A 21,209-nucleotide genomic window follows, 5' to 3' on the forward strand; every position below is an offset into this window, starting at 1 on the left:
GGTGGCAGCTAACCACCACTCCACGCCATCCCCAAGCCCCCACCCTTGCCCCCGCCCCCACACCTGCTACCCGCCCAGCCATGTACGACGTGATCATCCTCGGAGCCGGTGCCGCCGGGCTGATGTGTGCGCTCACCGCCGGGCAGCGGGGGCGGCGCGTCCTGCTGGTCGATCATGCCGATCGCGCGGGGAAGAAGATCCTGATTTCGGGCGGCGGGCGGTGCAATTTCACCAATATCGCCACCGCGCCCGATCGCTATCTCTCCGCCAACCCGCATTTCGCCAAGTCGGCACTGGGGCGGTACACGCCGCGCGATTTCCTCGATCTGGTCGAGCGGCACGGCATTAAGTGGCATGAGAAGACGCTGGGCCAGCTTTTCTGCGACGGGTCGGCGGCGCAGATCGTCGAGATGCTGCTGGGCGAATGCGCGATCGGCGGGGTCGAGATCTGGCTGGGCCACGCGGCGACCGTCGAGCATGGCGATGGCCGCTATCGCATCGAGTGCGGCGGGCGCAGCGCCAGCGCTCCGGCGCTCGTGATCGCGACCGGCGGGCCGTCGATCCCCAAGATGGGCGCGACCGGCTTTGCCTATGACCTTGCCCGCCGCTTCGGGCTCAAAGTGGTCGAGCCGCGCCCGGCGCTGGTCCCGCTGACGCTCGCCGCCGACCAGGCGCTGTTCCGCGAGTTGTCGGGCGTGTCGACCGACGTGGTCGCGCGCGCGGGCAAGGCCGCGTTTCGCGAGGCGGCTTTGTTCACGCATCGCGGGCTGTCCGGCCCCGCAATCCTCCAAGCGTCGAGCTATTGGCGGCACGGCGAGCCGGTGGAGATCGACTTGCTCCCCGACGCCCCGCGCGGCTGGCTCCCCGCCGCCAAGCGCGCCCGCCCGCGCGCCACGCTGCGCCGCGTGCTGGCCGAGCGCCTGCCCGATCGGCTGGCGGAGACGCTGGCCGAACAACTCGCGCTGCCGGGCGAACTGGTGGGCGCCACCGACCGCACGCTGGAGGAAGCCGAACGCCGCCTCGCCGCCTGGCGCTTCCTCCCCAACGGGACCGAGGGCTTCGCCAAGGCCGAAGTGACGGTCGGCGGCATCGCCACCGCCGACCTGTCCTCGCAGACGATGGAAGCGCGCAGGGTGCCGGGGCTGTACGCGATCGGCGAGGCGGTGGACGTCACCGGCTGGCTGGGCGGCTATAATTTCCAATGGGCCTGGGCCAGCGGATGGGCGGCGGGGATGGCGGTTTAGGGGGCATCAGGGCGGTGCGCGTGGCGACCCGACGCAATGCGTAGATTCCGATGCTCGTCCATGGCGGCCCCAAATGTCATGGCATTCCCGGCAAGGACGCCGAACAAAATCCCGTGCGGGAAAGGGGTTGCTCTTGAACCGAAGACAAATGCTCGTCGGTGCCGGCGCGACCGTCGCCGTCGCCGGCGCGACGGCATATGCCACGCTGTCGGCAATGGGTTCGCCTTCCGACTATGCGGAGGGCATCGCCTCCCTGCGCGCGCCGCTCGCGCACACGCCATCGGGGCTGGATCTCGTCCGCTATGCGACGCTTGCGCCTAACGGGCACAATACGCAGCCTTGGCGGTTTCGCCTTGGCGCAAAGCGGATCGAAATTCTGCCCGATTTTTCAAGGCGAACGCCCGTCGTCGATCCCGACGACCATCATCTTTTCGTCAGCCTCGGCTGCGCTGCCGAGAATCTGTCGCTGGCCTCTGCCGCGCGCGGTGCACCCGGGGTGGTTGGGTTCGATCCTCGCGGCGGCGTGGTCCGCTTCGACTTCGAACGGGCAGCCGCCATCCCATCCGCGATGTTCGACGCCATTGGACGACGGCAATCGACACGCGGCGTCTATGATGGCCGGGGCGTGGACACCGCCACCCTGACCATGCTCGCAAAGGCCGTCGCGACGGTGCCCGGCGTCGGTCTGGTCCTTATGACCGACCGGACGCAAATCGACCGGTTGAGAGACCTTGTCCTGGCCGGCAACGACGCGCAAATGGCAGATGACGCCTTTGTCCGGGAGTTGAAGTCCTGGCTGCGGTTCAACCCACAACAAGCGCTGCGGACGCGCGACGGCCTCTACAGCGTTGCAAGCGGCAACCCCGCATTGCCCGACTGGCTCGGCCCGCCTGCGTTCGACTGGTTCTCGACGGCGCAGTCTCAAAATGAGCAATATGCACGCCAGATCCGTTCGTCCGCCGGAATAGCCGTTTTCGTCGGGGCGGGAGCGCACCCCGAACATTGGGTGCGGGTCGGGCAGGCCTGTCAGCGTTTCGCGCTCCAGGCAACGGCGCTGGGGATGAAGCACGCCTTCCTCAACCAGCCGGTCGAAGTCCCTCGCCTCCGCCCCGAACTCGCCTCGCTTGTCGGCCTGCCCGGCAGGAGGCCGGATATCGTGATCCGGTTCGGCTATGGCCCGGCAACGCCCTGGTCGGCACGACGACGCGCGGAAAGCGTCATCATCACCTGACACTTGCCGCCCGCATGGCAGCGAACGCCGTCGGGCGTCGCGCCCAGCGCCAACCCACTTTCGCCCACGACACTCGTCTTAACCGCGAATTCACTTGCTCTATTGCCCGCGCGGCCCCATCTGCGCCTTTCATGCCATTTTCATCCCTCCCCGCGCTTCTCGCCGAAGCGCTCGCCGCGCGTGGTTATGCCGCGCCCACGCCTGTCCAGGCCGCTGTCCTTGAACCCGAGGCGCTTGGACGCGATCTCGTCGTCTCCGCCCAGACTGGGTCGGGGAAGACGGTTGCGTTCGGGCTTGCCATGGCCGGGGATTTGCTGGGCGAGGATGGCCGCGTCATCCCCACCCGTGAGCCCCATGCGCTGATCATCGCCCCGACGCGCGAACTCGCGCTTCAGGTCAGCCGCGAGCTGATCTGGCTCTATGGCCCCACCGGCGCGCGCATCGCGACCTGCGTGGGCGGGATGGATGCGTCAAAGGAGCGCCGCCAGCTCAACATGGGCGCGCACATCGTCGTCGGCACGCCAGGCCGCCTGCGCGACCATCTGGAGCGCGGCGCGCTCGACCTGTCGGCGCTCAAGGCCGCGGTGCTCGACGAAGCCGATGAGATGCTCGACATGGGCTTCCGCGAGGATCTGGAGGAGATCCTCGACGCGACGCCCAATACGCGGCGCACCCTGCTGTTCTCGGCAACGATGCCCAAGCCGATCGTGATGCTCGCCAAGCGCTACCAGAAGGATGCGCTGCGCATCACGACGGTAGGCGAGGATCGCGGCCATGGCGACATCAGCTACCAGGCCGTCACCGTCAGCCCGTCCGACATCGAGCATTCGGTGATCAACCTGCTGCGCTTCCACGAGGCGGAGACGGCGATGCTGTTCTGCGCCACGCGCGACAATGTCCGCCACCTCCACGCCACGTTGGTCGAGCGCGGGTTCGCCGCGGTCGCGCTGTCGGGCGAGCATAGCCAGAACGAGCGCAACCAGGCGCTCCAGGCGCTGCGCGATCGCCGCGCGCGCGTCTGCGTCGCCACCGACGTCGCCTCGCGCGGGATCGACTTGCCCAGCCTCAGTCTCGTCGTCCATGTCGAGCTGCCCCGCGATGCCGAGACGCTGCAGCACCGTTCGGGCCGAACCGGCCGCGCGGGCAAGAAGGGCACCGCCGTCCTGATCGTCCCCTATCCGCGCCGCCGCCGGGTCGAGGCGATGCTGCGCGGGGCGCGGATCAACGCCGACTGGATCGACGCGCCGACCGCCGACCAGATTCGCGCGAACGACCGCGAGCGCCTGCTCGCCGCGCTGCTGGCGCCGATCGAAGTCGACGAAGAGGATGCCGCGCTGGCCGAGCGCCTGCTCGCCGAAAAGACGCCGCAGGAAATCGCCGCCGCGCTCGTCCACGCCCACCGCGCCGCGATGCCCCAGCCCGAGGAAATGGCCGAGCAGACCCCCGAGGCGCGCCGCGCCGCACAGGCCGAGCGGCACCGTCCGGGGTTCGAGGATGTGGTGTGGTTCCGCATGGACATTGGTCGTCGCCAGAACGCCGATCCGCGCTGGGTCCTCCCGCTGATCTGCCGTCGCGGGGCGCTAACCAAGAACGATATCGGTGCGATCCGCATCGGCCCGAACGAGACGATGTTCCAGGTGCCGCGCGCGATCGCGTCCAAATTCGCCGCCGCGGTCGCCAAGACTGCGGAAGCGGACGAGGATGTCCGGATCGAAGCAGCGCCCGATGGCCCGCCCCAGCATGACGGCCCGCGCGGCCATGACGGCCCGCGCCCGCAGCGCAACGGCCCCAACCGCTCCGGGCCGCCGCGCTCCGGCCCCGGCGGCCCGCCGCGTGGCCGCCCCGGCGCTGACGGTCCCGGCGGCGGCGGCGGCGCGCCCTATCGCTCCAACGTCGGCGCCCCGCACAAGGCTCGCCCCTTCCGCAAGGGGCCGCCGCGCGGGTGAGCGGGCCGGTTCGCATCCTCGTCGATGCCGATGCCTGCCCGGTCAAGGAAGAGATCTACAAGGTCGCTTTCCGCCACGAAGTGCCGGTGGTGATCGTCAGCAACGCCTGGCTGCGCATCCCCCAGCACCCGCTGCTCAGCCGGCAGGTGGTAAGCGACGCCTTCGACGCCGCCGACGACTGGATCGCGGCGGCGGCGGACGCGGGGTGCGTGGTGATAACCGCCGACATCTTGCTGGCCGACCGCGCGCTGAAGGCCGGCGCGCAGGTCCTGTCCCCCACCGGCAAGCCCTTCACCCCCAGTTCGATCGGCGCCGCCATCGCGACCCGCGCGATCATGGCCGATTTGCGCGCCGGGGGCGAACAGATCGGCGGACCCGCGCCGTTCGCGAAGACCGATCGCTCGCGGTTTCTGGGGGCGCTGGATCAGGTGGTGGTGGGGTTGAAGCGGGGCCGGTGAACAAGAGCCTCGCCCGAGGCTTGCACCCAGACCGAGACGTTACTACATTAATGGCAAGGATTGGGCTTTCCCGGTCGACGTCAGGGCTTCGGACAACCGGAGCCCTTTCGTTTGCAGGCCGCTTCGACATCTCAGGGAAAGACCTTGAAATGGTGGATGCGCTTGGCAACGATGTCGAACGCACGGTTTGGCTGGTCGGGCCTTAATGCCCGCAGCGCAAGAGGGCGGGCAATCAGGTCGCTGAGTTGGTGTCCCGCCATGTTCGCCGCTTTGGGTACAAAAAGCGGTTCCAACGGAGTTCGCATGAAGTCGACGGCGCGCCAACCCCATCGCTTGTCGTTGGACGCGACCCTTCGAAATTCCAGTTCGAGCTGCCGATCTTCCTCGCGTCCCCGCGCCTCAAACAATACATGGGTACGCCGGCCACGCTGTCCATCGGCTACCAACCTATTGCTGAGTTTCTCCATGCAGAACTGCATCGCAATCTCATACGGATTCCAAGGATCGCTATAGCGGGCTTTGTGCTTCAGCTTATCTATAACGGCGCAATAAGCGTGAAAGCGCGCCCCCACCATGATCTTGGTGAGATCCGTCATAAAGCCGTCCCGCAGCGCGACGTCTTGCCTCAAGAATGCGAAGGGCGGCTCCTGTTTACGGATTTCCCGCTCGTGAAGTACGGCGGCATCATGCCCAAAATACTTGAACTTGAGACGGCGAAATGACGGCTCTATTTCATTGATATAATCGGTCTTCTCAAACACACAGAATACAAGCGCGAACACTGGAAATTGCGGGTCAATCGAAATCAACCCATGGTCGCCGCTCTCATCGGCAAAGACAATGTAGTCACTGAACTCCGACATGCACAATTTGTGGATTCAACCGCTTGGAAAGGCAATGGCCCGTTTCGCCCCCCTATCCCGCCCCCACCCGCACCGCTAAACCCGCCCCAACACAGGGGAACACACCACATGCGCCGCACCACCACCGCCGCCTTCGCCGCCCTCCTCGCGGCCACCACCTTCGCCACCCCCGCCACGGCCCAGACGGTCAGCGAGTCCTCGGTGCGCGGCCATGTCTCCTATCTCGCGGGCGATGCCCTGCGCGGTCGGGGTAGCGCCACCCCCGACGAGGCCGCCGCCGCCGCCTATGTCGCCGCAGTGTTTCGCGGCTACGGCCTCCAGACTGCGCCGGGGATGACCGGCTATACCCAGACTGCCGAGATCATCGGCTATCGGCTCGACAGCCCGGCGGTGCTCACCGTCAACGGCACCGCGATCGCCTCGCCGTTGCTCTTCGCGGCGTCGGGCCAGCCGGTGCGGGGGACGCTCAGCCTCTTTGCGGGGACCGATCCGAAGGTAGCGCCCGCCAGCGACGTCGTGATCCTCACTGCGCCGGGCAATCCGCTGCGGCTGGCGGGCGCGCTCGATCCCGCCAAGGTCAGGCTGGTCATCGTGCGCGCCACCGCTGATGTGCGCAGCGCCTATGACCGGGTCGGCGGCAAGCCCCGGATGCCGACCACGCTCAAGGGCCAGCCGCCCCGCCCGCGCCCCAATGTCGTCGCCCTCCCCGATGCCGCGTTCGACGCGCTCGTCGCCCAGCCGGGGGCACAGGTCGCGCTCGACCTGCCGGGGCTGGTGGAGGAAGTGCGGACCACCACCAACGCGATCGGCTATCTCCCCGGCACCGATCCCAAGGCGGGGGTGCTGCTGCTCAGCGCGCATCTCGACCATCTCGGGCCGCGCCCCGATGGCAAGGTGATGCATGGCGCCAATGACGACGCATCGGGCACGACCGCGGTGCTCGAATTGGCGCAGGCGCTGGCGGGGAAGAAGCATCGCCGGGGGCTGCTCTTCGTCGCTTATGGCAGCGAGGAGATTGGCGGCTTCGGATCGCGCTATTTCGCCGCCAATCCGCCGGTGCCGCTGGACAGGATCGTCGCGAATATCGAATTCGAGATGATCGGCGCGCAGGACCCCAAGCTGCCCGCGGGCGACATGATGATGACGGGGTATGAACGCTCGAACCTCGGCGCCGCGCTCAAGGACCATGGCGGGCGCGTCGCCGCGGACCCATATCCGGAGCAGAACTTCTTCCAGCGATCGGACAATTACAGCCTCGCGCTGAAGGGCATCGTCGCGCACACGATTTCGGGATGGGCGGTGGTGCCGACCTATCACACGCCCGAGGACACGCTCGCGAACCTCGACATCCCGTTCATGGCGCGCGCGATCCAGTCGCTGATCGCGCCGGTGCGCTGGATGGCGGACAGCCGCTTCACGCCGCAATGGGCACCGGGCGGGCGGCCCCGCGAGTAAGCGACGGGCGTTCTGGCGGGCGCCCGGACCAGGGTGAATTTCACGCGAAGGCGCCAAGATTTGCGCGCTTCTTCTTCGCGGCGGAACAGAAACATTGCACCGCGCCGGTTTGCCGGAGGCTCCAACGCCTGAATTGGTGGAGCCTGTATGTGCAAGACAATGAACAAGTTTTCGCTGGAAGTGCGCGATGAGCGAGTGCTCCGCCCCCTCCCCGGCGCATTTCCAAACGCCCTCTTAACCGCCGGCCATCCATGCGAAGCGCGCGACGAACAGCGCGGCCAGCACCAGCAACAGCCAGTCGCTCTTCGATATTCTCCCGCGGACCAGCTTGAGCAGCGCATGCGCGGTGATCCCGAACGCCAGCCCGTTGGCGATCGAGAAGGTCAGCGGGATCATCACCAGCGTCAGGAAGGCGGGGAGTGCCACCTCGGGTTCGTCCCACGGCACCTCGGCGAGCGGCGCCATCATCAGCGCTCCGACCAGCACAAGCGCGGGCGCCGTCGCGGCGAGCGGGATCAGTTGTGCATAGGGTGCGGCGAGCATCGCGACGAGGAACAGGGCGCCGGTGACGATCGCCGTCAATCCGGTGCGACCGCCCGCCTGCACCCCCGCCGCGCTCTCGACATAGGACGTGACGGTGCTCGTCCCCATCAGCGCGCCGAACATCGTAGCGAACGAATCGGCGACGAGGATGCGATTGAGCCGCGGGATGCGGCCATCGGCGCCGATCAGCCCGGCGCGGCGGGTGACGCCCACCAGGGTTCCGATATTGTCGAACAAGTCGACGAACAGGAACACGAACAATATCTCGAACAGCGCCAGCCCATGCCCCGAAAAGCCGAACACCCCGCCCAGGTCGAGCTGGAACGCCGTCTGCGCGATGGCGCCCAGGTCATAAGGCTGGGGCGTGAACGCGACGAGACCCGTTGCCCAGCCGAGCGCCGTGGTGGCGAGGATCGCGATCAGTATCGCCCCGCGTACCTGCCATGCCGAAAGCGCCGCGACGAGCACCAGCCCGACCAGCGCCAGCACCGCGCCGGGCGCGCGCAAGTCGCCCAGCGCAACCGCGGTTGCCGGGTTCGACACGACGATCCCCGCGTTCCGCAGCCCGATAAACGCTATGAACAGCCCGATGCCGCCGGCCACCGCCGCGAACAGATGCTGCGGGATCGACGCAATGATCATCTGCCGGATGCCCGCAACCGTCAGCACCAGGAACGCCACGCCGGAGACGAACACGCACCCCAGCGCCACTTGCCACGGCACGCCCATCGCCTGGACGACGGTGAAGCTGAAATAGGCGTTGAGCCCCATGCCCGGCGCCAGCGCGAGCGGCATGTTGGCAAGGCTGCCCATCAGGATGCTGGCCACGCCCGCGGCAAGGCACGTCGCCGCCGCCACTGCCGCAACCGGCATTCCCGCCTGGCCGAGGATCGCCGGGTTGACCAGGATGATATAAGCCATGGTGAGGAACGTGGTGGCCCCCGCCAGCACTTCGGTGCGGACATTGGTGCCCGCGGCGGCGAGCCCGAACCGCCGCTCCAGCACCCCTGCCCGTTCTTCGACCGGCTCGCCCATCATCTGCGCCCCCGCATCACACTGCACCGCAGCATAGCCCGTGCTTCGCGCAACGGAAGCGTCATGTCGCGGGCGACGTGACTCCGATCAGCCCATCGGCCTCCAGCCGCGCGGCAAAGGCGAAAAGCGTCGCTTCCGCGCCGGGCTTGCCGACCAGCTGAAACCCCAAGGGCAGCTTGCCCGGACGCAGCAGGGGCGCGGCGATGACGGGCAGCCCGATGAAGCTCAGCGGCTGGGTATAGATGCCCAGATGCGCGCGCGCCGGCACGCGCATCCCGTCGACTACGACCATGGGGTCCTCGACCAGGGGCGCCTCGACACCGGCTGCGGGCGCGATCAGCACGTCCTGTGCCTCGAACAGCCGTGCAGCCTCGGCGCGGAACCATTCGCGAAAACGCTCGGCGGCCCGATAGGCGGAGCCGGGCATCAGCGCACCCGCGATCAGCCGGTCGCGCGTCTGCGGATCGAATTCCGCGGCGCGGCGGCGCAGTTCGGGCAGGTGCAGCGATCCTCCCTCCACCGCAGTCATCAGGAAGGCCGCCGATCGCGCCGCCTCGACCTCGGGCAGTTCCACCATGGGGATGCCGCCAAGATGGGCGCCGATCGCGTCGATTCCCTGCAAAAGTTCGGGTGCGACGTTGCGTTCGAACCAGCCGCCGAGCCGCGCCACCCGCGGCGCGGCCACGCCCTGCTCCGCCGCTCCGCCGAGCACGCCCCACACCAGTTGCAGATCGGCGACCGACGTGGCGAAGGGCCCGATATCGTCGAAGCTGTCGACGAACGGGAACACGCCCGCCATCGGCAACCCGCCATGCGTCGGCTTGAGCCCATAGACGCCGCACAGCGCCGCGGGCACGCGGATCGATCCATTGGTGTCCGAACCCAGCGTCAGCGGCAGCATCCCCGCCGCCACCGCCGCCGCCGAACCGCCGGACGATCCGCCCGCCAGCCGGGCGCGATCATGGGGATTACGGGTGGTGCCGAAAGCCGCGTTGATCGTCGCGAAGCCATAGGCAAACTCGTCCATGTTGAGCGTCGCGACAAGCACCGCGCCAGCGTCCTTGAGCCGCCGCACGGCTTCGGCGTCGCAAGGCGCCGGCGAAGCATCGCGCCGCATCCCGGCGCCCGCCGTGGTCGCCAGCCCGGCGACGTCGAACAGGTCCTTCACGCCGAAGGGGACCCCGGCCAGAGGACCGGGGTCCTCGCCCCGGGCCACCGCAGCATCGATCGCCGCGGCTGCATCGAGCGCCTCGGCGGCAAGAATGCGCGTGGCTGCGACCAGTTCGCCATTATCCCGGTCGAGCGCGGCCAGTGCCGAACAGGCAATCGCAACCGCGCTTCTCCGCCCAGAACGGACATCCGCCGCAATCCCGGCGAGCATGCTCATGCCATGGCGTCCCCGGGCGACCGCCCGCAATTGCTGGCCTCGACTTTCTCGGCATGGCCCTTGAGCGTACGAAGAATGTCCGCAACACCCGCCAGACTATCCCCCTCGAGGATTATTCCGCGATACTCGGCAAGCGAGCGGGCGAGAGCGACATAGTTTACGGACGTGTCGGGCATATCCCCGGTAGAGGACGCAGCCGCCGGATTGTCAAAGCCGATCTGTCCGACCTATGCGGCGAGGTGGATGGCGCGACCTGTCTTGTGCGCGTTGCGTAACCATTCGAGACCGACGCCCGGGTGCAAAGATCGAGCGGCTCGCGACTGCGACGATTCATAGCCTCGCGACCGCTTGCAGCGCGCCCGGACTCCTGCAATAGTCCGAGTAATCATTGCGATCCACAACGGACGCAACTTAAGGGAGGGGACGTCGGATGAAACCATTCGTTGCTGCACTTTTCGCGACTATGTGCCTGGCAAGCATCGGCTCAGCATCGGCGCAGACCGCCGCGCCGGCGCCGGCTCCAGCTAGCGTTACCGAGGATTTCAAACCCTCCTCGGTCAACCAGCCGGGCCAGCAATATCCGCAAGTCAATTCGCAGGGCATTGCCCGGTTCAAGGTCGTCGCCCCCGATGCGCAGAGCGTGAAGGTCAGCCTCGGGCTGGGCGGGCGCGGCGGGACGGTGCTGACCAAGGGCGCCGATGGCACCTGGACCGGCACGACCGAGGGGCCGCTCGACGAGGGGTTTCATTATTACCACCTGACCGTCGACGGCGGCACGTTCAACGATCCGGGCGCGATGAACTTCTATGGCTCGACCCGCTGGGAAAGCGGCATCGAGATCCCCGCGCATGACGCCGATTTCTATGCGCTCAAGAACGTGCCCCATGGCCGGGTGGAACAGGTGCTGTTCCATTCCCCAAGCACCAACACCGAGCGCCGGGCCTTCGTCTACACCCCGCCCGGCTATGACAAGAATGCCCGCGAACGCTATCCGGTGCTCTATCTCCAGCATGGCTGGGGCGAGGATGAGACTGCCTGGTCGAACCAGGGGCACGCCAATCTGATCCTCGACAATCTGATCGCATCGGGCAAGGCGCGGCCGTTCCTGATCGTGATGACCTATGGCATGACCAACGACGTCCGGCCCGGCGGGATGGCGAGTTTCGACATCAAGCCGTTCAAGACCGTTCTGGTCGACGAACTGATCCCCTATGTCGACGCCAATTTCCGCACGCTCGCGGATGCCAATCACCGCGCCATGGCGGGGCTGTCGATGGGCGGGTTCGAGACCAAGCTGATCGCACCGGCCAACCTCGACAAGTTCGCCTATATCGCGCTGCTGAGCGGCGGGACCTTCACGGTCGACGACGTCAACAAGACCCCGGGATTCAAGGAAAAGGTCAAGCTCGCCTTTGTCAGCTTCGGCAGCCGCGAGCTGGAAGGCCGCGGCATGGGCGGCCCTCCGGGCGGCGGCCCGCGTGTCGATCCGCGGGTGAGTGCGGAGGCTGTCAAACAGGCCGGGGTGAACAGCGTGTTCTATGTCTCGCCCAACACCGGGCATGAGTTCCTGACCTGGCGGCGGAGCCTGCGCGAGCTTGCGCCTTTGCTGTTCAAGGACTGAGCCGGGGACGGACGCCAAATCACGACGGACGGATGGGAGACGCGGTGTTGTTAGGTCAAAGTGCAGTCATCGCGTTTCTCACCAGTCTCGCCGGCGCCGCACCTGGCCCGCAGGCGGCACCGGAGGGGCCGTGCGACCTCTACGCTGCCAAAGGGACGCCCTGCGTCACCGCGCACAGCACGACGCGCGTGCTGTTCTCCCGCTATGACGGCCCGCTCTATCAGGTCCAGCGCCACTCCGACGATCGCGTGCTCGACATCGGCATCGTCCGCGCGGGCTATGCCGATGCCGGGGCGCAGGACCGCTTCTGCGCCGACACACTCTGTGTCATCACGCGGATCTATGACCAGTCGGGCAAGGGCAATCATCTCTATCAGGCGCCGCCCGGCCCGCTCTATCCGGGCCCGGCCAAGGGCGCGTTCGATGCCCAGCCGATCGCCGACATGGCGCCGATCACGCTGGGCGGGCACAAGGTCTATGGCGTGTACATCATGCCGGGCATGGGCTTTCGCAACAACAATGCCCGCGACCTGCCGATCAACGACGAGGCGGCGGGAATCCACACGGTCGTCGACGGCACGCATTACAGCAATGGCTGCTGCTTCAACTATGGCAATGCGTCGACCAACGGGCTGGCAGTGGGCACCGGCACGATGGAGAGCGTCTATTTCGGCACGTCGAGCGGATGGGGCAGCGGCTCCGGCAAGGGGCCGTGGATCATGTCCGACATGGAGGCGGGGCTGTTCTCGGGCTATGATGCCGGAGTAAATGCGGCGGACCCGTCGATCGACTGGCGCTTCGTCACCGGCGTGTTCGGCGGCGGCGGGCGCAATTTCTGGAGCCTGCGAGGCGGCGATGCCCAGAGCGGCCCGCTCCAGACCTTCTACGCCGGCGCGCGGCCCGGCTCGCGCGAGAACAATGCCTATTTCCCGATGCGCAAGAAGGGCGCGATCCAGATGGGCAATGGCGGCGACAACGGCAACGGATCGGCGGGCACCTTCTACGAAGGCGTGATGACCGCCGGCCAGCCCGCCGATGCCGTCACCGACGCGGTCCAGGCCAATATCGTCGCGGCACGCTATGGCCTGCCGCTGCTCACCCAATCGCGGCTGGTCAGCTTCCGCCCCGCCAATACTGCCGAGATGACGGCGACTTTCACCAACAGCAGCCGCGAACCCGCAACCGACGTGGCGCTGGCCGTGGCACTGCCCGCAGGCTGGACCGCAAGCGCTGCTACCCCCGCGCGCTTCGCCGAAGTCGCACCGGGGGCCAGCGTGCACGTGCGGTTCGAAGTCACCTCGCCCGGTGCCGATGCCAGCGCCGGTTTCCTCACCACCCGCGCGGACTGGCGCACGGGGACCGAGCGGCGCTCCGACACCAGCGTCCAGCGCGTGCGCAGCGCACGGCCCGTCAAGATCAACGAAGTCCGCTTCGCGAGCGGCGGCAACGCGACCAACCAGTTCGTCGAACTGTACAACGCCGCGCCGACTCCGGTCGATATTTCAGGCTGGAAGCTCGTCAACACCCGGACCTTCTTCGCGCCCGTGCCGCTGGCGACGCTCCCGGCGGGGACGCGGCTGGCGCCCGGGAGCCATTATCTGCTCGGCCTCGCCACCTCGGGGCTGGTCGCTCCGGCAGCGGCAGGGGCCACCACGCTCGTTCTGCGCAGCGTCGAGGGCTTCGCCACCGGCCAGCGTATCGCGCTCGACGGCGAGCATGCGACGGTCAAGACGCTCGGCACCGCGGCGAGCGCGCCCACGACGATCTTCATCCCGGTCTCCACCGGCCCCTGGCTCACCGTCCCCGCCGGATCGACCACCCTCCCCGTCGCGCAGGCAACGGGCTTCGCGGTCGGCGAGAAAATGGCGATCGACACGGGCGCGGCGCAGGAGATCGTCACCGTCACTGCGGTCGGCAAGGCCGGGACACAGACCACGCTCGCCACCGCCGTGACCGCGGGGACGCGCGTCATCAAGGTCGCTGACGTCGCCAACCTCCTGCCCGGCGACCGGCTCACGCTAGGGACCGGCCAGCGGATGGATCATATCCAGGTCGCTGCGATCGGCACCCCCGGCGCGACCGGGACCGGCGTTACCCTCACGGCGCCGCTGAAGTTCGACAATATCGAGGGCGTCGACGTCGCGGGCCCCGGCACCGGCATCACCTTCACCCCCGCGACGCGCCTTGCGCACAAGAGCGGCGACGCGGTGCAGGCGCTGGGCAGCGGCATCACGCTCGCCCAGCCGCTCAAGCGCCGCCATGCCGATGGCGCGCCCGTGGTCAATGCCCAAGTGCGCAGCGCCGGCTATCAGGGCCCCACCCCGCATCACTGGTTCGGCGGCCCGCTCTCGATCCGCGGCGGCGCGATCAGCTTGACCGACCCCAGCGGCACGGTGCTGGTCGACGCGATCGTCTATGGATCGCAGCAGAGCAATTCCAGCGCCAGCGGCGCGGTCACCGCGCCGGAGATCGCGACGCTGGAGGGCGTGCAGCGTCAGGGCGGCTGCATCGCGGTCATCCCCGGCGCAGGCTCGGGGCCCAGCGCCCCCGCGACTGCGCTCGCCGCATCGGCGCCCGGCGCACCCGACCGCAGCATCGGGCGCTTTCCCGACGGCGCCGACAGCGACAGCCTGTGCCGGGATTTCGTGGTCCAGCCCGCCACGCTCCTGCCCCAGGGCGCAAAGGCGGGCGCCGCCGCAGTGATGGTCGCCAACGTCACCGATTTCATGCCCGGCCAGTCGATCACGATCGGCGCGGCAGACGCGCAGGAACGCGCCGTCGTCGCCAGCGTCGGCAGCGCGGGCGCGACGACGGTCCGCACCGGCAGCGAGCAGGGCGGCACCGTCCTCCAGGTCGCCAGCACGATGGGCTTCACCCCCGGTCAGGCAATCACGATCGGCGAGGGTGCCGGCGCAGAGACCGCCACCGTCAAGGCGGCGCAGGGCGGGCGCGGCGGTGGCCGGATCACCGTCACCGCACCGCTGGGCCGGGCCTATGCTGCGGGGACGCAGGTGGCGGGCAGCGGCATCGCGCTCACCGCGCCGCTGACGCGCAGCCATGCTGCCGGAGCGCCGGTCACTGCGGAGCTACCCACGCCGGGCGCCGCGAACGCCTATGCGCGGCCAGCGCGACGCGAATAGGCGTCAGAACCGGAGGGTGACGGCCTTGCCGGTGTAGGAAACGCGCCGGGTGGCGGGCAACGCCGCCATCCCGCCCTTCGTCCCCGCGCCGACCAGCACGAGGTCCAGCGCGCGCTGGCGCGTCATGCCGGGAAAGCTGCCCCGGCGCGCGCCGATGGTCAGCGTCCGGGCGGCGTCGTTCCACACCAGGTCATAGGTCGCCCGCGCGCCCTTTTCATAGGCGTAGGTTTCGTTGTCGTCCTCATACAGCGTGAACCGCGCATCGGCGCCGGGATAGATGCGGACTTCATAGGCGGCACCGGGGTCCTGCGTCGCATATTGGACGTTCGGCCCCATCGGCACGATCGATCCGGCGCGGACATAGAGCGGAACGAGGTCCAGCGGCACCTGCCGCGTAACCCGGCGACCACCCTCGAACCGGTCGTTGCTCCAGAAATCATACCAGCCCGCGCCCTGCGGCAGATAGGTCTCGACGCTCTCGTCGAGCGCCGCCTTCGGTCCGCCCAGCGCCCGCCGCTCGCTCGGCCGGCGCCACGCGAGGCGCAGCACGCGATTGCCGTCGATCTGGTAATACTCGATCTCGACGCCGACAGCCTGTCCCTTGCGCAGCGAGACCGTCGCGCCCTTGTACCGCGCGGCACCCGCCGCCCAATCCTCGGCCACGGTCTTGCCGTCCAGCTTGAGCCGGAACCCGTCATTGCCCTCGACGCCGATCTCATACTCGCCGTCCTCGGGCGCGGTGATCGTCCCCTGCCAGCGCGCCGAGAAATGCGACAGGCTGGACAGCCCGGCGGGCAGTTCGGCCAGCGGCGGATCGGGCCAGTTGTGATCGACCTTCGCATCGACGAAGCGGCTGACGGGCTTCTCGAAATTCTCGCCCTCGAAATATTGCCCCGCCAGCCCGGGCTGGCCATCGGGCGTGCGCAGATACTCGCCGGGGATCGTCGCGGCGGGCGGCGGCAGGATATGGTACATCGCCCGCGTCACCGGATGGACCAGCAGCGACGGCCCGAACATAAAGCTGTCGTCGATCGTGTCGGTCGCCCGATCGTCGGGAAAGTCCATCATCAACGGCCGCATCAGCGTGTAGCCGTTCGCCGTAACCTGCCAGCCAAGTGAATAGATATAGGGCAGCATCCGGTAGCGAAGCTGCGTCGTCTTGAGCAAAGAGGCATAGACCGCCGGATCGAGCGACTTGAACAGATACGGCTCACGCTCGACATTGGTGCCGTGGATGCGCATGATCGGATTGAACGCCGAGAATTGCAGCCAGCGCGCGTACAGCTCGCGCCACGCCGGATTCTTCTCGCCGCCGGGGAAGTCCGCGACGAAAAAGCCGCCGGTATCCTGCGTCCAATAGGGGTTGCCGGTCACCGTGACGTTGACCCCGTCCGCCACCTGTTGCTTCAGCGTCTTCCAGCTCGCGAAGATGTCGCCGCTCCACGATGCCGCGCCCGTCCGCTGCGCTCCTGCCCAGCCCGACCGGGTGAGCGTAAAGACGCGCTTGTCGCTGGTCGCGCGCTGCCCGTCATAGGTGCCCTGCGTCGTCAGCAGCGAATAGGGGTTCAGATAGCGGGTGAAGTCGCCCAGCGCGTTGTTGCCCAGCGCCTTGGTATCGCGGATATTATCCTGCGCGTTCCACATCGCGCTGCTGACTTCGATCTCGGTGCCGTCCATCCACAGCGCGTCGACGCCCTTGTCGAGCAGCCCGGACTTGATGTGCTTGAAATAGATCTGGCGGCCCAGCGGACTATAGGCGTCATAGATGCGCGCGTGCTTCGAGATCCAGTGCAGCGGCGCGAACCGCAGGCCGTGCGAGTCCAGTTCGCGGGCGAGCGCGGTGTCGTTGCCGATCGACGGCCAGATCGACACCATCAGCTTCAGGTTCAGGTCGTGGACCTGCCGCACCATCCCCGCGGGATCAGGATAGCGGGTCGGGTCCCACGTCATCCCGCTCCAGCTGCCGTCCTTGTCCGAACCCCAATATTGCCAGTCCTGGACGATATAATCGAGCGGGAAGCCATCGGCGCGGAACGCGCGCGCGACGTCGACGAGCTGCTGCTGGGTCTTGTACCGCTCCTTGCTCATGAACAGCCCGAACGCCTGTTTGGGGACCATCGGCGCCTGCCCGGTCAGCGCGCGATATTCACCCACCACCGCGTCCGGCGTGTCCCCGGCCATGAAATAGTAATCGACACCGCCGGGCGCGCTCTCCGCCCACATCGATGCGCCCTCGGCATCGTCCTTGAACCGCATCTGCGAGTACGTATCCCACAGCACGCCGTATCGCCGCGAGGACATCAGCACCGGGATGATGATTCCGACATTGGTCTGGACGAGCAACAGGTCGCTGCCCCGGCGGTTGCTCGTGTCGGTGCCGTTGAAGCCCAGCCCATAGATCGCCTCGTCGGGGCGCAGCGTGAAGCGGTTGCTCGCCTCCAGCGTCGGCGCGCCCGAAATGGTGAGGGGTTTCAACGTCTGCGGCGCGGCGGCATTCTCTTCGGTATAGAGCTTCCCCGCCGCATCGAAGAAGCGCAGCGCGCCCGTCGCCTTGCGCACTTCGATGCGCAGCCGGGCGCTAGCGATCGTCAGGGTGTCGGCGGTCTCGGCGACCGTGAACTTCACCGCCACGGGCTTGCCGATCACCGCCAGGCTGGGCGCGGTCCAGTAATTCTCGCCCAGAGTGGCGTTCACCCGCACAATGCCGGCGCCATAGAAGATCAGGTTCTTGGTCACTCCGGCGACCTGAAGCTGGACGCCGTTTTCCAGTCGGACAAATGCGAACCCCGCATCGCCCGGCTGCCCCACCCGGATCAGGTGGCCGCGGTTATCGAGCCCGGTCTGTGCGGCGAGCGGGACCGTGCCCGAAGGCGGCGCGACCGGCACCGCGTGCACCGCAGTAGAGACCATCAGCGCCACCAGCACCGCGCCCATTTTCCGACCGACCGCCATCCGCTCCACTCCTGCGTTCTCGCATGTTTCGTGAAACGTCTAACCTATTACTCCGACATGAAAAGCCCGGAACCGGTCGCGGCGGGTCAGAATCCGATCGGCGTGCCCGTCGCGCTGGCGGGCATCGCGCCGCGCGCGGGCCGGTCGGGCGGCGTGATCGCCAGCGTGAAGCCATAGTCGAGCGGCGCGACGGGCACGCGATAGCGTTCGAGCGGACGCCCGAGCGGGCTCCAGCTATCGGTGCCTCCCACTCCGCTCTGCACGGCGTCGATCATCACGCTGACCTGGCCGTGCGGCACGATATCGCTGCTGCGTCGCGTGCCCGGCGGGCGCCGCGACAGGTCCTCATAGGGAAAGGCGAGGACGTTGGCGGAGAGCGGCTGGTCGCCGCGCACCGTCACCGTCGGCAGGTTGGCGCCGCGCACTGCGAACCAGCGCACGCCGACTTTGTTGCCCGTCTCCTGCGGGCGCATATAGTCATGGTTCTGGTCGGCGATCGCCCCCGCCCAGCGCCCGAGCGCGGCACCCGCCTGGCGATCCCAATAGCTTTCGTGCGGCCCCTTGCCGTACCATTCCAGATCGGTGAAGCCGCTGGGCATGGTGAACGCCATCCCGACCCGGAGCGGATCGGACAGCCCCGTCGCGACCGGCGCGAATTTGGCGTCGACCGAAACGGTGCCGTCGCCGCGCATCCGGTAGCGGCTCTCGAACCGCGCCGTCCCGTCGCCAACCGTGAACCGCACCCGCACCAAGGCGGCAGCGTCGCCTGCCCGCTCGACGTCGATCCCGTCGACGCGACGCGTGGTCGACGCCGCCTTCCACACCGCATGGGTACGCTCCACGCGCGTGCCGAGGTCATTGTCGGTGAGCGCGCGGTAGAAATTGGGGGTGCCGCCCGACAGCAACGTGCGGCTGCCCTGGCGATATTCCACCAGCCCGGTGGCGCGATCGACCTGCAGCGCATTCCCCGCCGCCGACAGCGTGACCGCATCCCCACGTTCACGCACCTCCAACGATGCGGCGGGTTCAGCGCTTGTCCCGGCCTCGCCGGAAAGCACGAACTGGTCCCATGCGAGCAGATGCCCCGCCGGGATCAATGCGGATGCACCGCGCGCCCGCGCCGTGAGCGTCACCACATATTCATGCCCGGCCCGCCGCTGCGCCGGGAGCGCGACCGAAAGCGCCGCCTCGCCACGCGCCGCGACGTCCAGCGCGGGCAGGTCGCCCCGTGCGACGGCCACCCCGTCCTCGAGCAATATCCAGCCCAGGTCGAACTCGGCAAGGTTGCGGAAATCGTGATGGTTGATCACCGAAAACCGCCCGGCGCCTGCATCCACCGCGCGGAATGCGATCGGCTGATAGACTTTGTGCATTTCGAACAGATGCGGGTTGGGGGTGCGGTCGGGCTGGATCAGCCCGTCGCCGAACTCGATATCCCCGCCCGGATTGGGGCCATAGATCCCGCCGGTGCCCCAATAGGGTTCGCCCTTCTCGTCGCGCGCATACATCGACTGGTCGACCCAGTCCCAGATGAAGCCGCCCTGCAGCTTGGGATTGGCATAGATCGCCTCCCAATAATCGGCCATGTTTCCCCCGCTATTGCCCTGCATATGCGCATATTCGCATTGGATCAGCGGCTGGGTGAAGCGCGGGTCGCGGGCATATTCGATCGTCTGGGCGACGCTGTAATACATCGGCGCGAAGATATCGGCATAGGCATTGGGCTTCGGCTCAGACAGCGTCCCCCAGCCGAGATAGTTGATCAGCCGCGTCGGATCGCGGCGCCGCGCCTCTGCGGCGGCCTTTTCGAACGCAGGCCCGATCCCGGCTTCGTTGCCCAGCGACCAGAAAATGATCGAGGGATGGTTCTTGTCGCGCTCGACCATGTTCGCGACGCGCGAGATATGCGCGTCGTCCCACGCCTTGTCATAGCCGAGCTGGTATAGTTCGCGCTCGGCATCGCCCTTCCAGCCCATTTCCATATAGGCGTGCGATTCGATGTTGGCCTCGTCCATGACATAGAGGCCATATTCGTCCGCCAGATCATACCAGCGCGGGTCGTTGGGATAATGCGAGGTGCGCACCGCGTTGACATTGTTGCGCTTCATCATCTCGATGTCGCGGCGCATCGACTCCATCGAGATGAGGTGGAAGGTGTCGGGGTCATGCTCGTGGCGATTGACGCCGCGGATATAGACCGGGCGCCCGTTGACCTGGAGCTGGCCGTCGCGGATCGCCACGTCGCGAAAGCCCACGCGCTGCCGGGTCGCCTGGACGACCGCGCCCTTCTCGTCGAGCAGCTCGATCAGCAGCGTGTAGAGGTTGGGCACTTCCGCTGACCAGCTCCGCACCCCGGCCAGCCGGCCACCAAGCTGCACCGTCTGCTCGGTCGTGCCGGCGCGCACCGTCGCGACTCGCTCCGACACCGTCTGCGCGCCGTCCAGCAGCGTCGCCCGCACGCGCATCGCCTTGGCGCCGGGCAGCACCTTAGCGGTCACGTCCAGCGTCCCGTCGCGCCAGTTGTTGGTCAGCCCCGCGCGCACCGCAAAGTCGCGAATCCGCGTCTTGGGCGCCGCCATCAGGAACACTTCGCGCTCGATGCCGGAGACGCGCCAGAAGTCCTGGTCCTCCAGATACGAGCCGTCGGACCAGCGATAGATACGCATCGCAACCGTGTTGCGCCCGGGCCGCAGGAAGCGCGTCACGTCGAACTCGGACGGCAGCTTGCTGTCCTCGCTATACCCGACCTGCTGGCCGTTTACCCAGACATAATAAGCCGATCCCGCCGCGCCGATATGCAGGATCACGTCCTGTCCGGCCCAGCCCGCCGGCACGTCGACATCGCGGCGGTACGAACCGACAGGGTTGCGATCGTGCGGGATCAGCGGGCGGTTGGCCGGGAACGGATGGGTGATGTTGTTGTAGCGCGCCTGGTCATAGCCCTCCGCCTGCCAGTCGGCGGGAACGCGGATCTGCTTCCAGCCCGAGACGTCGAAATCGTCGCGGAAGAAATTGGCGGGCGCCCCGTCGACATTGGGCGAGAAGAAGAATTGCCACTGGCCGTTCAGCGACAGGAAGCGCGTCGACGCGCTGCGATCGTCCTCGAGCGCGAGTTCGCGGCTCTCGAACGGAAATCCGGTCGCGCGCGCGGGCTCCTTGCCGCGATCGAACACGGCGGGATTCTCCCAGTCGGGGCGGCTCGAATCGATCTGGGGGGAGAGCGGGACGACCGGGCGGTTCTGCCCCTGCGTTCCGGGAACGAGGACCAGCAGCGACAACATCGCCAATGCAGCAGCAGCCAGTTTCATGATGCCCCTCTCGCCCGGATTCGCGC

13 protein-coding genes are annotated in these 21,209 nt (G+C 67.7%); 7 read left to right on the forward strand and 6 right to left on the reverse strand.

Annotated features, from left to right (window positions below):
- Positions 1-80: 80 nt before the first annotated feature.
- The 4 genes from TS85_RS11985 to TS85_RS12000 all read left to right on the forward strand — a co-directional run bounded on the left by TS85_RS11985 (position 81) and on the right by TS85_RS12000 (position 4,879).
- A complete protein-coding gene (locus tag TS85_RS11985) occupies positions 81-1,244 on the forward strand; it encodes a BaiN/RdsA family NAD(P)/FAD-dependent oxidoreductase (protein ID WP_044332409.1) in 1,164 nt (387 codons plus the stop codon).
- Between the two features lie 73 nt (positions 1,245-1,317).
- Positions 1,318-2,475 carry an Acg family FMN-binding oxidoreductase gene (locus tag TS85_RS11990; RefSeq protein ID WP_227698460.1) on the forward strand — a complete coding sequence of 386 codons (1,158 nt, stop codon included), beginning with the start codon at positions 1,318-1,320 and terminating at the stop codon, positions 2,473-2,475.
- Positions 2,476-2,606: 131 nt separating this feature from the next.
- Positions 2,607-4,421: a DEAD/DEAH box helicase gene (locus TS85_RS11995; protein WP_044332413.1), complete on the forward strand. Its 1,815-nt coding sequence runs from the start codon at positions 2,607-2,609 to the stop codon at positions 4,419-4,421.
- The gene (locus TS85_RS12000) at positions 4,418-4,879 is read left to right on the forward strand and encodes a YaiI/YqxD family protein (RefSeq protein WP_044332414.1); all 462 of its coding nucleotides are present in this window, start codon (positions 4,418-4,420) and stop codon (positions 4,877-4,879) included. Before TS85_RS11995 ends, TS85_RS12000 begins: the two co-directional genes overlap by 4 nt.
- Positions 4,880-5,010: 131 nt before the next feature.
- Here TS85_RS12000 and TS85_RS12005 read toward each other — a convergent pair whose 3' ends face one another.
- Positions 5,011-5,742 (reverse strand): DUF3800 domain-containing protein, encoded by a 732-nt coding sequence (locus tag TS85_RS12005; protein ID WP_044332416.1) that lies wholly within the window; start codon positions 5,740-5,742, stop codon positions 5,011-5,013.
- A gap of 108 nt (positions 5,743-5,850) precedes the next feature.
- Between TS85_RS12005 and TS85_RS12010 the strand changes: the two genes are divergently transcribed.
- Positions 5,851-7,197 (forward strand): M28 family metallopeptidase, encoded by a 1,347-nt coding sequence (locus TS85_RS12010; RefSeq protein ID WP_044332418.1) that lies wholly within the window; start codon positions 5,851-5,853, stop codon positions 7,195-7,197.
- A 234-nt stretch (positions 7,198-7,431) separates the two neighbouring features.
- Here the strand turns inward: TS85_RS12010 and TS85_RS12015 are convergent, their stop codons facing one another.
- From TS85_RS12015 to TS85_RS12025, 3 genes are all read right to left on the reverse strand, one after another.
- Positions 7,432-8,775, reverse strand: a complete 1,344-nt coding sequence (locus TS85_RS12015) for an NCS2 family permease (RefSeq protein WP_173426274.1) — start codon at positions 8,773-8,775, stop codon at positions 7,432-7,434.
- Between the two features lie 61 nt (positions 8,776-8,836).
- A complete protein-coding gene (locus TS85_RS12020) occupies positions 8,837-10,162 on the reverse strand; it encodes an AtzE family amidohydrolase (RefSeq protein WP_044332424.1) in 1,326 nt (441 codons plus the stop codon).
- A complete protein-coding gene (locus TS85_RS12025) occupies positions 10,159-10,338 on the reverse strand; it encodes a hypothetical protein (protein ID WP_044332426.1) in 180 nt (59 codons plus the stop codon). The genes TS85_RS12020 and TS85_RS12025 overlap by 4 nt, the downstream gene beginning before the upstream one ends.
- A 254-nt stretch (positions 10,339-10,592) precedes the next feature.
- Between TS85_RS12025 and TS85_RS12030 the strand changes: the two genes are divergently transcribed.
- Positions 10,593-11,783 carry an alpha/beta hydrolase-fold protein gene (locus TS85_RS12030; RefSeq protein ID WP_044332429.1) on the forward strand — a complete coding sequence of 397 codons (1,191 nt, stop codon included), beginning with the start codon at positions 10,593-10,595 and terminating at the stop codon, positions 11,781-11,783.
- 47 nt (positions 11,784-11,830) lie between these two features.
- Positions 11,831-14,923, forward strand: a complete 3,093-nt coding sequence (locus TS85_RS24130) for an arabinofuranosidase catalytic domain-containing protein (RefSeq protein WP_227698462.1) — start codon at positions 11,831-11,833, stop codon at positions 14,921-14,923.
- A 3-nt stretch (positions 14,924-14,926) separates the two neighbouring features.
- On the opposite strand, the gene TS85_RS12040 is transcribed toward TS85_RS24130, so the two are convergent.
- Both TS85_RS12040 and TS85_RS12045 read right to left on the reverse strand, forming a co-directional pair.
- A complete protein-coding gene (locus tag TS85_RS12040) occupies positions 14,927-17,875 on the reverse strand; it encodes a TIM-barrel domain-containing protein (RefSeq protein WP_077228581.1) in 2,949 nt (982 codons plus the stop codon).
- A gap of 86 nt (positions 17,876-17,961) precedes the next feature.
- A complete protein-coding gene (locus TS85_RS12045) occupies positions 17,962-21,183 on the reverse strand; it encodes a glycoside hydrolase family 2 TIM barrel-domain containing protein (RefSeq protein ID WP_052507877.1) in 3,222 nt (1,073 codons plus the stop codon).
- Positions 21,184-21,209 lie beyond the last annotated feature (26 nt).

It is taken from the genome of Sphingomonas hengshuiensis, assembly GCF_000935025.1.
Taxonomy (GTDB): domain Bacteria; phylum Pseudomonadota; class Alphaproteobacteria; order Sphingomonadales; family Sphingomonadaceae; genus Sphingomonas; species Sphingomonas hengshuiensis.

Bases quoted from the DNA above. Each gene is read 5' to 3' on its own strand.
- TS85_RS11985 (WP_044332409.1), top strand. From the start codon at position 81: ATGTACGACGTGATCATCCTCGGAGCCGGTGCCGCCGGGCTGATGTGT.
- TS85_RS11995 (WP_044332413.1), top strand. From the start codon at position 2,607: ATGCCATTTTCATCCCTCCCCGCGCTTCTCGCCGAAGCGCTCGCCGCG.
- TS85_RS12045 (WP_052507877.1), bottom strand. From the start codon at position 21,183: ATGAAACTGGCTGCTGCTGCATTGGCGATGTTGTCGCTGCTGGTCCTC.
- TS85_RS12005 (WP_044332416.1), bottom strand. From the start codon at position 5,742: ATGTCGGAGTTCAGTGACTACATTGTCTTTGCCGATGAGAGCGGCGAC.
- TS85_RS12015 (WP_173426274.1), bottom strand. From the start codon at position 8,775: ATGGGCGAGCCGGTCGAAGAACGGGCAGGGGTGCTGGAGCGGCGGTTC.
- TS85_RS12025 (WP_044332426.1), bottom strand. From the start codon at position 10,338: ATGCCCGACACGTCCGTAAACTATGTCGCTCTCGCCCGCTCGCTTGCC.
- TS85_RS12040 (WP_077228581.1), bottom strand. From the start codon at position 17,875: ATGGCGGTCGGTCGGAAAATGGGCGCGGTGCTGGTGGCGCTGATGGTC.
- TS85_RS11990 (WP_227698460.1), top strand. From the start codon at position 1,318: ATGTCATGGCATTCCCGGCAAGGACGCCGAACAAAATCCCGTGCGGGA.
- TS85_RS12020 (WP_044332424.1), bottom strand. From the start codon at position 10,162: ATGAGCATGCTCGCCGGGATTGCGGCGGATGTCCGTTCTGGGCGGAGA.
- TS85_RS12010 (WP_044332418.1), top strand. From the start codon at position 5,851: ATGCGCCGCACCACCACCGCCGCCTTCGCCGCCCTCCTCGCGGCCACC.
- TS85_RS12030 (WP_044332429.1), top strand. From the start codon at position 10,593: ATGAAACCATTCGTTGCTGCACTTTTCGCGACTATGTGCCTGGCAAGC.